The sequence below is a fragment of the Amycolatopsis sp. TRM77291 genome (genome assembly GCF_054166285.1).
Window position 1 is genome coordinate 4,013,713 of sequence record NZ_JBSZHF010000001.1, and the last position, 10,912, is coordinate 4,024,624.

Consider the following 10,912-nt stretch of genomic DNA (forward strand, 5'->3'; position numbering starts at 1 on the left):
CAGGGGCCGAATGAACTACAACGGCGCCCGCCATCATCTCATTCCCGCGCTCTCACCCGGACCAGGAGGAAGGCGGCGAGGGACAGGACGGTGGCCACACTCGCCCACACGACGTTCTCGTGGAGCAGCGCGGCGAAGGTGGCCGCGACACCGGCGATGGACTGAGCGACGAATCCGCACAGCGCGACGGCGTACGCGCCGTGCGCGGGCACTTCGCTCACCGCGACGGCCATGCTGCTCGGGAAAAGCGCGGCCTGGCCGAAGGTGATCCCGCAGTACAGCGCGACGAACGTCACGAACGCGGCCGTGAGCGGGATCGCGGGCACGAGCCACAAGACGACCGTCAGCAGGCCGGCGGCGGTCATGACCAACGCGCCAGCCCGCATCAGCCACGGCGAGCCTTTGCGCCCGGCCAGCCGGTTCACCAGCAGCGCGCCGGCGAAGTAGGCCAGGCCGAAGAGCAGGCCGAGGCCGCCGTATTGGTCGACGCTCAACCCGAAGTGCTGCTGGAAGACGAACGGCGAGACCTCCTGGAGGAGCACGATCGTCGCGAAACCGAGCCCCGCCGCGATCGTCGGCCGCAGGAACGCCGGAACGGTGAGGATCCGGAGATAGATCCGGACCATGCCCGTCTTCTCGCCGCTGCCCCTGCGGAGCGGAATCGTCAGCGTGCCCAGGACGCACAGCGCACCCGCCGCCGTCAGCACCGCGAAACCGCCCTGCCACCCGCCGATCAGTCCGCCGGCGAACTGCCCGCCGCCGAGTGCGGTGACGAACGCGATGGACAACACGGAAAGCCGTTTGGCGAGCGCGTCGCCGCCACCGAGGTCCCGCACGGCGATACGGGCGATGATCGCCGCGCCTCCAGCACCGATCCCTTGCAGAGCACGGAGAACGAGGAGCCACGTTGGCGACGTGTTGACGATGAGCACCGCGCTCGACACGGCGAAGAGCCCCAGCGACGCCAGCAACGCGGGCCGGCGCCCGAGCCGGTCGGCCGCGCGGCCCCACATCACCACCGGCGCCGCCGCGCCGATGACGAACAGCGACACCGAGAGCGCCGCGACGCTGCGCGACACCCCGAAGTCGCGTTCGACCATCGGGAGGGAAGGGAGGTAGATCGTCGTCGCCATCTGCGCGGTGAAGACGATCAGGCAGGCGACCGCCATGGTCGCGCGCCCGGCCCGGACGGTGGCCGGGCGTTCGGTCGTACTCGTCACTCCGCCGGACGGTACTGACGGGTAGCCGGTCCGGGTAGCGCGCTCCAGCAGGTGGGAACGGCCTGGTCCGAACGTCCCGAAGGGCACCTTCAGGACGTTCATCGTCTCAAAGGTGACCTTCAGGACGCACAGCGCAGGCGGATCCGCGCGTTCCCGACATGCGTGAAGGCCCCCTTTCCTCGGCTGAGCCGAGGGAAGGGGGCCTTCACGCGCTACAAGATCAGAAGGGCAGCCCGATGACCGGCAGCCCGATCGCCGAGTCCACCGCCAGCGCGACGAACACGATCATCAGGTACGTGTTCGACCGGTGGAACAGCGACATCGGCTTGGTCTCCTCGCCGCGCCGCACCGCCGCGTTCAGGCTGTGCGCGTAGAAGAGGAACCAGCCGCCCGCCAGGAGCGCGAACGTCGTGTAGATCCAGCTCGTCACCGGGACCAGCAGCAGCGTCCAGGCGACCATCACCCACGAGTAGATGACGATCTGCCGCGCCACGTGCTGCGGGGTGGCGACCACCGGCAGCATCGGCACACCGGCGCGCTCGTAGTCGTCGCGGTACTTCATGCCCAGCGCCCACGTGTGCGGCGGGGTCCAGAAGAAGATGACGCCGAACATCACGAACGCGGGCCACTCGACGGTGCCGGTGACGGCGGCCCAGCCGATGACGACCGGCATGCAGCCCGCCGCGCCGCCCCAGACCACGTTCTGTGACGTACGCCGCTTCAACACCAGCGTGTAGACGAAGATGTAGAAGAGGATCGTCACGATCGCGAGGATCGCCGAGAGCAGGTTCACCGTGAAATAGAGCACGACGAACGACAGGACGCCGAGCACGAGACCGAAGATCAGCGCGCCGCGCCGGGGCACCGATTCCTTCACCAGCGGGCGGCGCTTCGTGCGGTTCATCACCTTGTCGATGTCCGCGTCGATGACGCAGTTCAAGGCGTTGGCACTGCCGGCGGCCATGGTGCCGCCCACGAGCGTCGCGAGCACCAGCCACGGCGACGGGATTTCCCGGCCTGCCAGGAACATGGCGGGAATCGTGGTGACCAGGAGGAGCTCGATCACCCTGGGCTTCGCGAGGGCGGCGTACGCGCCGACGACCTGGCGGATCGTTCGCCGGCCACCGTGCGGTCGTTCACCGGTCGGATGTACGGCGCTGGTGCTGTCACTGCGTCCGTGCGCAGCGTTCACCAACGACATTTCACTCCCTGCGTCAGTTTTCGGGGCGGGGTCCACCAGGCTTCCGGGTGATGTGGCGGCCCCGGATCCGGCGTGTTCTGAACCCTTCCCCGATGTTAGACGTGCTGTTTCCAGAGGGTGATCGCGGGTCCTCGACCGGCCGAACCATTAGGCTGGCCGCGGTAGCTCGCGGCGTACCTCTGCGAACGGCCCGGACCAGGAATATCGTCCCTTCCGGATCGATTGAGATTAGTAGCGGTACACGTGGGTTACCCACGAGGGAAGAGAAGCCACAACCTGATGACGGGGAGTTCGAGTTCAGTGTCCGAAACCGCCTCTACCAGCGAGAAGAACCCACTCCTCCGGCGCAACGTGCCCGCCGACTGGACCGACCTCGACACGCGGGCCGTCGACACCGTTCGGGTGCTCGCCGCGGACGCGGTCGAGAACTGCGGCAGCGGTCACCCCGGCACCGCGATGAGCCTGGCGCCGCTCGCGTACACGCTCTTCCAGCGGACGCTGCGTCATGACCCGGCGGACCCCGAGTGGCCCGCTCGTGACCGCTTCGTCCTCTCCGCCGGTCACTCGAGCCTCACCCTCTACATCCAGCTGTACCTCGCCGGGTTCGGCCTGGAGCTGGAAGACCTGAAGCAGTTGCGGAAGTGGGACTCGAAGACCCCGGGCCACCCGGAGTACCGCCACACCAAGGGCGTCGAGACCACCACCGGCCCGCTCGGCCAGGGCCTGGCCAACGCGGTCGGCATGGCGATGGCGGCCCGCCGCGAGCGCGGCCTGCTGGACCCGGACGCCCCGCAGGGCGAGAGCATCTTCGACCACTACGTCTACGTCGTCGCCTCCGATGGTGACATCGAAGAGGGCGTCACCGCCGAGGCCTCCTCGATCGCCGGACGCCAGGAGCTGGGCAACCTCATCGTCTTCTGGGACGACAACGAGATCTCGATCGAGGACGACACCAAGATCGCGCTGTCCGAGGACGTCGTGAAGCGCTACGAGGCGTACGGGTGGCACACCCAGGTCGTCGAGGGTGGCGAAGACGTCGTCGCGATCGAAGAGGCCATCAAGGCCGCGAAGGCCGAGACCGAGCGCCCGTCGTTCATCGCGCTGAAGACCGTCATCGGGTACCCGGCGCCGAAGAAGATGGGCACCGGCAAGGCCCACGGCGCCGCGCTCGGTGCCGAAGAGGTCGCCGCGGTCAAGGAGATCCTGGGCTTCGACCCGGAGCAGAGCTTCCAGGTCGACGACGAGGTCATCGCGCACACCCGCCAGGCCGTCGACCGCGGCAAGACCGCCCGCGCCGAATGGCAGGAGAAGTTCGAGGCGTGGGGCGCCGCCAACCCGGAGCGCAAGAAGATCGCGGACCGGATGTCGACCCGCACGCTGCCCGAGGGCTTCGCGGACAACCTGCCGACGTGGGAGCCGGACGCCAAGGGCATCGCGACCCGCAAGGCCTCCGGTGAGGTGCTCAACGCGCTCGCCGAGCCGCTCCCCGAGCTGTGGGGCGGTTCCGCGGACCTCGCGGAGAGCAACAACACCACCATGAAGGGGGCCGACTCGTTCGGCCCGGAGAAGGCTTCCACCGACATGTGGAAGACCAGCCCGTACGGCCGGACGCTGCACTTCGGCATCCGCGAGCACGCGATGGGCTCGATCCTCAACGGCATCGCGCTGCACGGCGGCACCCGCCCCTACGGCGCGACGTTCCTGATCTTCTCCGACTACATGCGCCCGCCCGTGCGGCTGGCCGCGCTGATGAAGGCGCCGGTCACCTACGTGTGGACGCACGACTCGATCGGCCTGGGCGAGGACGGCCCCACCCACCAGCCGATCGAGCAGCTCTCCGCCCTGCGCGCCATCCCGGGCCTCAACGTCGTCCGCCCTGCGGACGCCAACGAGACCGCGTACGCGTGGAAGGCCGTCCTGGAGGACGTCCACCACCCGTCGGGCCTCGCGCTGACCCGGCAGAACGTGCCGGTCTTGGAGGGCACCAGCGCCGAAGGCGTCAAGCGGGGCGGTTACGTCCTCGCCGAGGCGTCCAACGGCAGCCCCGAGGTCGTGCTGATCGCGACCGGCTCCGAGGTCCAGCTGGCCGTCGAGGCCCGCAAGACCCTCGAAGCCGACGGCATCCCGGCGAGCGTCGTCTCGATGCCGTGTGTCGAATGGTTCGACGCGCAGGACCAGTCCTACAAGGACTCGGTCATCCCGCCGTCGGTCAAGGCACGCGTCTCCGTGGAAGCCGGTATCGCCCAGTCGTGGCACCGCTTCACCGGTGACGCCGGGGTGAACGTTTCGATCGAGCACTTCGGTGCGTCGGCCGACGCCGCCACACTGTTCCGTGAGTTCGGTTTCACCGCGGAGGCAGTCGTCGAGGCCGCCCGTCGCTCGATCGCCAACACCAAGAACTGAGAGGACTCCAATGAGCAACGACAAGCTCGCGCAGCTGTCCGAGGCCGGGGTGTCGATCTGGCTGGACGACCTGTCTCGTGAGCGCCTGAACACCGGCAACCTCGCCGACCTCATCCGCGACAAGCACGTCGTGGGCGTGACGACCAACCCGACGATCTTCGCCAACGCGATGTCGAAGGGCGAGGCGTACGACGAGCAGACCCGCGAGCTCGCCGCCCGCGGCGCGGACGTCGAGGCCACCATCCGCGAGCTGACCACCACCGACGTGCGCAACGCCGCGGACCTGTTCCGCGACGTCTACACCGCCACGAACGGGGTCGACGGCCGGGTGTCCATCGAGGTGGACCCGCGCCTGGCCAAGGACTCCGACAAGACGGTGGCCGAGGCGCAGGACCTGTGGAAGACCGTGGACCGGCCGAACGTGCTGATCAAGATCCCGGCCACCGAAGAGGGTCTCCCGGCGATCACCAAGACCCTGGCCGAGGGCATCAGCGTCAACGTCACACTGATCTTCTCGGTCGAGCGGTACCGGGCGGTCATCGAGGCCTACTTCGCCGGGCTGGAGCAGGCGAAGGCCAACGGCCACGACCTCAAGGGCATCCACTCGGTCGCGTCGTTCTTCGTGTCCCGTGTGGACACCGAGATCGACAAGCGGCTCGACGCGATCGGCACCGACGCGGCCACCGCGCTGCGCGGTGAGGCCGCCATCGCCAACGCGCGGCTCGCGTACGCGGCATTCGAGGAGCTGTTCGCTTCGGACCGCTGGAAGGCGCTCGCCGAGGCCGGCGCGAACCCGCAGCGTCCGCTGTGGGCCTCCACCGGCGTGAAGGACCCGCAGTACTCCGACACCCGCTACGTGGACCAGCTCGTCGTCAAGGACACGGTCAACACGATGCCGGAGAAGACCCTCGACGCCGCGGCGGACCACGCCGACGTCACTGGCGACACGGTGACCGGCAAGGCCGCCGACGCGCAGGCCGTCTTCGACAAGCTGAGCGCGATCGGCATCGACATCACCGACGTGTTCCTGACCCTTGAGAACGAGGGCGTCGAGAAGTTCGAGAAGTCGTGGACCGAACTTCTCGAGACCGTCACCGGGCAGCTGGAAAAGGCAAAGGACTGATCACCGACCATGGCAGGGGAAACGACCGGCGTCGAAATCGTCGACGCCGCCCTGGCCGGCGAAGCCGCTCCGTTCGCGGAGCGGCTCGTCGCCGACCAGGTCGCATCGAAACTGGCGTCCCAGGACGCCACACTGTGGGGTCCCGAAGCCGAGTCCGAAGCGTCGATCCGTCTCTCGTGGACGACGCTGCACAAGTCCTCGCGGCCGTTGATCGGCGAGATCGAGGCACTGCGGACCGACCTGCGTTCCGAGGGCGTCGACCGCGTCGTCCTCGCGGGCATGGGCGGTTCGTCGCTGGCCCCCGAGGTCATCACCGCGACCGACGGCGTCCCGCTGACGGTCCTCGACACCACCGACCCGGGCCAGGTCGCCGACGCGCTCGCCGGTGACCTGGAGCGCACGGTCATCGTCGTGTCGTCGAAATCCGGCGGCACCGTCGAGACCGACAGCCACCGCCGGATCTTCGCGAAGGCCTTCGCCGACGCGGGCATCGACGCGGCCCGGCGGATCGTGGTCGTCACCGACCCCGGCTCGCCGTTCGCGGAACTGTCCGAAAAGGAGGGTTACCGCAAGGTCTTCCTCGCCGACCCGAACGTCGGCGGCCGTTACTCGGCGCTGACCGCGTTCGGGCTCGTCCCGGCCGGGCTCGCCGGCGCGGACGTCGCCCGCCTGCTCGACCAGGCCGCTTCGGTGGCCGACGAGCTGGCCACCGACTCCGTGGACAACCCGGCGATCAAGCTCGCGGCGGCGTGGGTCGCGGCGCACGAAAAGGGCGCCGAGAAGGTCGTCATCGGCGACACCGGCTCCGGGATCAAGGGCTTCGCCGACTGGGCGGAGCAGCTGATCGCCGAATCCACCGGCAAGCAGGGCACCGGTCTCCTGCCGGTCGCCGTCGAAGGCCCGGACTCCCCCGGTTTCGCCGACGCCAAGGGCGACGCCACCCCGGTGGCCGTCGGCGCGGCGGAAGGCGCGGCGAAGATCTCCGTGACCGGTTCGCTCGGCGCGCAGTTCCTGCTGTGGGAGTTCGCCACCGCGCTCGCCGGACGGCTGCTCGGGATCAACCCGTTCGACCAGCCCGACGTCGAGGCCGCCAAGAAGGCCGCGCGGTCGCTGCTCGACAACCCGGACAAGCTCAAGGGCGGCGAGAAGCCGTCCACTGTGGACGGCGCGGTCGAGGTGTTCGGCTCGGAAGGCGTTTCGACGGACGGAAAGCTCGCGGAAATCCTGCGGGCTTTCTTCGACTCCGCTCCGGAAACCGGCTACATCGCGGTGCAGGCGTACCTCGACCGGCTCGACGACGCGTCGACGGCGGTCCTGCGCGGCGAGATCGCCAAGCGGACCGGCCGCCAGACCACTTTCGGGTGGGGGCCGCGGTTCCTGCACTCGACCGGGCAGTACCACAAGGGCGGGCACCAGAACGGTGTCTTCCTGCAGATCACCGGCGCCGTCGAGGACGATCTCGACGTTCCGGACCGGCCGTACACGCTCGGCGTCCTGCAGCACGCGCAGGCACTGGGCGACGGCCAGGTGCTCGCCGAGCACGGCCGTCCGGTGCTGCGCCTGCACCTCACCGACCGGGCCGCCGGCCTGGCCGAACTGGTCCGCGCGGTACAGGAGGCCGGCGAGTGACACGAGCCTGGAACAACCCGCTGCGCGACCCGCGCGACAAGCGGCTGCCGCGGATCGCCGGGCCGTCCAGCCTGGTGATCTTCGGCGTCACCGGTGACCTCGCCCGCAAGAAGCTGATGCCGGCGATCTACGACCTCGCCCACCGCGGCCTGCTGCCCGCCGGGTTCTCGCTCGTCGGGTTCGCCCGGCGGGACTGGGAGCACCAGGACTTCGGCGAGCTCGTGCACGACTCGGTCAAGGAGCACGCGCGGACGCCGTTCAAGGAGTCGGTGTGGAACCGGCTCGCCGAAGGCATCCGCTTCGTCCAGGGCACCTTCGACGACGACGACGCCTTCGACAGGCTCGCTCAGACGGTCAAGGACCTGGACGCCGAGCGTGGCACCGGCGGCAACACCGCGTTCTACCTGTCGATCCCGCCGAGCGCGTTCCCGGTGGTGACCAAGCAGCTCGCCCGCTCCGGCCTCGCCGAGGCGAGCGAGGACACCTGGCGCCGCGTCGTCATCGAGAAGCCGTTCGGCCGCGACCTCAAGAGCGCCAAGGAGCTCAACGAGATCGTGAACGACGTCTTCCCCGAGGAGTCGGTGTTCCGCATCGACCACTACCTCGGCAAGGAGACGGTGCAGAACCTGCTGGCGCTGCGCTTCGCGAACCAGCTGTTCGAGCCGATCTGGAACGCCAACTACGTCGACCACGTGCAGATCACCATGGCCGAGGACATCGGTCTCGGCGGCCGCGCGGGGTACTACGACGGCATCGGCGCCGCACGCGACGTCATCCAGAATCACCTGCTGCAGCTTCTCGCGCTGACCGCGATGGAAGAGCCGGTCTCGTTCGCCCCGCGCGCGCTCCGCGCGGAGAAGGTCAAGGTGCTCTCGGCGACCAAGCCGCTGGCGCCGTTCGACGAGACCACCGCGCGCGGGCAGTACGCGGGCGGCTGGCAGGGCGGCATGAAGGTGCCGGGCCTGCTGCAGGAAGGCGGTTTCGCGAAGGACTCCACCACCGAGACCTATGCCGCGGTGACGCTGGAGGTGCAGAACCGCCGCTGGGCCGGGGTTCCGTTCTACCTGCGCACCGGCAAACGGCTGGGCCGCCGGGTCACCGAGATCGCCGTGGTGTTCAAGCGGGCGCCGCATCTGCCGTTCGACTCGACCTCGACCGAGGAGCTGGGCCAGAACGCGCTGGTGATCCGGGTGCAGCCCGACGAGGGCATCACGCTGCGGTTCGGGTCGAAGGTGCCGGGGACCACGATGGAGGTCCGCGACGTCACCATGGACTTCGGCTACGGGCACGCGTTCACCGAGTCGTCCCCGGAGGCCTACGAACGGCTCATCCTGGACGTGCTGCTCGGCGAACCGTCGCTGTTCCCGGTGAACGAAGAGGTCGAACTGTCCTGGGAGATCCTGGACCCGATCCTCGACCACTGGGCCAAGAAGGGCGCGCCCGAGGCGTACCCGCCCGGTTCGTGGGGACCGCCGTCCGCGGACGAAATGCTGGAGCGTACCGGCCGGAACTGGAGGCGTCCGTGATCATCGACCTGCCGTCGACCACGACGTCGCAGCTGAACAAGAAACTCGTCGAGATCCGTGAACAGGGTGGGCAGGTCGCGCTCGGCCGCGTGCTGACGCTGGTCATCGTGGCCGACGACGACGACAAGCTCGAAGAGGCGATCGAGGCCGCCAACGAGGCCAGCCGGGAACACCCCTCGCGGGTGATCGTGGTGGCCAAGGGCGCGCGGACCGCGGCGCCGCGGATCGACGGCCAGATCCGGGTCGGCGGCGACGCCGGCGCGAGCGAGGTCATCGTCCTGCGGCTCTACGGCCCGCTGGCCTCGCAAGGGCAGAGCGCGGTCGTGCCGCTGCTGCTGCCGGACGCGCCGATCGTCACCTGGTGGCCGGGCACCGGTCCGAAGGCTCCGGCCAAGGACCCGCTCGGTGAGCTGGCCCAGCGCCGGATCACCGACTCGGCGGCGGAAAAGGCGCCCATAAAGGCACTCACCACGCGGGCGAAGTCCTATGTGGAGGGTGACACCGACCTGGCGTGGACCCGGCTGACCCGGTGGCGCGCGCAGCTGGTGTCCGCTTTGGACCTTCCGCCGTACGAGAAGGTCACCGGCGCGACGGTGACCGGCGAGGCCGACTCCCCGTCGACCGAACTGCTCGCCGGCTGGCTGGCCGAGTACCTCAAGGTGCCGGTGAAGCGGGTCAAGAGCAGCGGTGCCGCGGGCATCATCTCGGTGACGCTGGACCGGCGGTCCGGTCCGGTGGAACTGCACCGGCCGGACGGACGGGTCGGCATGCTGACCCAGCCGGGCCAGCCGACGCGCCGGATCGCCCTGCAGCGGCGGGACAACAAGGACTGCCTGATCGAGGAGCTGCGGCGGCTCGACCCGGACGAGGTCTACGAGGCTTCGCTGAACGGGCTGGGCAAGATCTCGTCGGGCACCGCGAAGCCCGCTCCGGCGAAGAAGGCGGCTCCAGCGGCGAAGAAGGCTCCGGCCGCCAAGACCGCGAAGAGCGCCTCATGAGCAAGACCGAGGTCGTCGTCTACGAGAACCCGGACCTCCTGGCCGCCGCCGCGGCGGCCAGGCTGGTCACCCGGATCGTCGACGTCCAGGCCGCCAAGGGTTCCGCTTCGGTGGTGCTCACCGGCGGTGGCACTGGGATCGCGATCCTGCGCGAACTGCGCGACTCCAGTGCCCGCGACGCCATCGACTGGTCGCGTCTGGACCTCTACTGGGGCGACGAGCGCTTCGTCCCGGCGGACTCGGACGACCGCAACGAGAAGCAGGCCCGCGAGGCGCTGCTCGACCACGTCCCGCTCGACCCGAAGCGGGTGCACGCCATGGCACCCTCGGACGGCGAGTTCGGCGACGACGTCGACGCTGCGGCCGCGGCCTACGCCGAGGTCCTGGCGGCCAACGACGCGGCGTTCGACATCATGCTGCTGGGCCTCGGCGGGGAGGGGCACACCGCCTCGATCTTCCCCGACAGCCCGGCGGTGCACGAGAAGGAACGCTCGGTCGTCGCGGTGCGGGACTGCCCCAAGCCGCCGCCGACCCGGATCTCGCTGACCCTGCCCGCGATCCGTCGCGCGCAGGACATCTGGCTGGTCACCGGTGGCGACGCCAAGGCCGACGCCGTCGCGCAGGCGCTGGCCGGTGCGGGCGAGGTCGAGATCCCGGTGGCGGGAGCCCGCGGCTCGCGTCGCACGCTCTGGCTGCTGGACCGAGGCTCCGCCTCGAAACTCACGAAGGTCTACGAGACTCCATCCGCCTGACCTTTCGCGCGTGAAGGCCCCCTTCCCTCGGCTGAGCCGAGGGAAGGGGGCCTTCACGCG

At 69.5% G+C, this 10,912-nt stretch carries 8 protein-coding genes; 6 read left to right on the plus strand and 2 right to left on the minus strand.

Going from position 1 to position 10,912, the window contains the following annotated elements; genetic code table 11:
- Positions 1 to 38 precede the first annotated feature (38 nt).
- Together ACXIZN_RS18380 and ACXIZN_RS18385 are read right to left on the minus strand one after the other, a co-directional pair.
- Positions 39 to 1,220 carry an MFS transporter gene (locus tag ACXIZN_RS18380; RefSeq protein WP_457955864.1) on the minus strand — a complete coding sequence of 394 codons (1,182 nt, stop codon included), beginning with the start codon at positions 1,218 to 1,220 and terminating at the stop codon, positions 39 to 41.
- 220 nt (positions 1,221 to 1,440) lie between these two features.
- The gene (locus ACXIZN_RS18385) at positions 1,441 to 2,421 is read right to left on the minus strand and encodes a heme o synthase (RefSeq protein WP_457955866.1); all 981 of its coding nucleotides are present in this window, start codon (positions 2,419 to 2,421) and stop codon (positions 1,441 to 1,443) included.
- Between the two features lie 300 nt (positions 2,422 to 2,721).
- Between ACXIZN_RS18385 and tkt the strand changes: the two genes are divergently transcribed.
- From tkt to pgl, 6 genes are read left to right on the plus strand one after another with little or no spacing between them, the layout of a single operon-like run.
- The gene (gene tkt, locus ACXIZN_RS18390) at positions 2,722 to 4,824 is read left to right on the plus strand and encodes a transketolase (RefSeq protein WP_457955867.1); all 2,103 of its coding nucleotides are present in this window, start codon (positions 2,722 to 2,724) and stop codon (positions 4,822 to 4,824) included.
- 10 nt (positions 4,825 to 4,834) lie between these two features.
- The gene (gene tal, locus ACXIZN_RS18395; RefSeq protein WP_457955868.1) at positions 4,835 to 5,947 is read left to right on the plus strand and encodes a transaldolase; all 1,113 of its coding nucleotides are present in this window, start codon (positions 4,835 to 4,837) and stop codon (positions 5,945 to 5,947) included.
- 9 nt (positions 5,948 to 5,956) lie between these two features.
- Positions 5,957 to 7,576, plus strand: coding sequence for a glucose-6-phosphate isomerase (locus tag ACXIZN_RS18400; RefSeq protein WP_457955869.1), 1,620 nt, complete (start codon positions 5,957 to 5,959; stop codon positions 7,574 to 7,576).
- The gene (gene zwf / locus ACXIZN_RS18405; RefSeq protein ID WP_063270998.1) at positions 7,573 to 9,102 is read left to right on the plus strand and encodes a glucose-6-phosphate dehydrogenase; all 1,530 of its coding nucleotides are present in this window, start codon (positions 7,573 to 7,575) and stop codon (positions 9,100 to 9,102) included. Before ACXIZN_RS18400 ends, zwf begins: the two co-directional genes overlap by 4 nt.
- Positions 9,099 to 10,100: a glucose-6-phosphate dehydrogenase assembly protein OpcA gene (gene opcA, locus ACXIZN_RS18410; RefSeq protein WP_457955871.1), complete on the plus strand. Its 1,002-nt coding sequence runs from the start codon at positions 9,099 to 9,101 to the stop codon at positions 10,098 to 10,100. Before zwf ends, opcA begins: the two co-directional genes overlap by 4 nt.
- A complete protein-coding gene (gene pgl / locus ACXIZN_RS18415) occupies positions 10,097 to 10,852 on the plus strand; it encodes a 6-phosphogluconolactonase (protein ID WP_457955872.1) in 756 nt (251 codons plus the stop codon). Before opcA ends, pgl begins: the two co-directional genes overlap by 4 nt.
- The last annotated feature ends 60 nt before the right edge of the window (positions 10,853 to 10,912 follow it).

Coding starts and splice junctions, on each gene's coding strand:
- ACXIZN_RS18385 (WP_457955866.1), bottom strand. CDS start 2,421: ATGTCGTTGGTGAACGCTGCGCACGGACGCAGTGACAGCACCAGCGCC.
- tal (WP_457955868.1), top strand. CDS start 4,835: ATGAGCAACGACAAGCTCGCGCAGCTGTCCGAGGCCGGGGTGTCGATC.
- ACXIZN_RS18400 (WP_457955869.1), top strand. CDS start 5,957: ATGGCAGGGGAAACGACCGGCGTCGAAATCGTCGACGCCGCCCTGGCC.
- pgl (WP_457955872.1), top strand. CDS start 10,097: ATGAGCAAGACCGAGGTCGTCGTCTACGAGAACCCGGACCTCCTGGCC.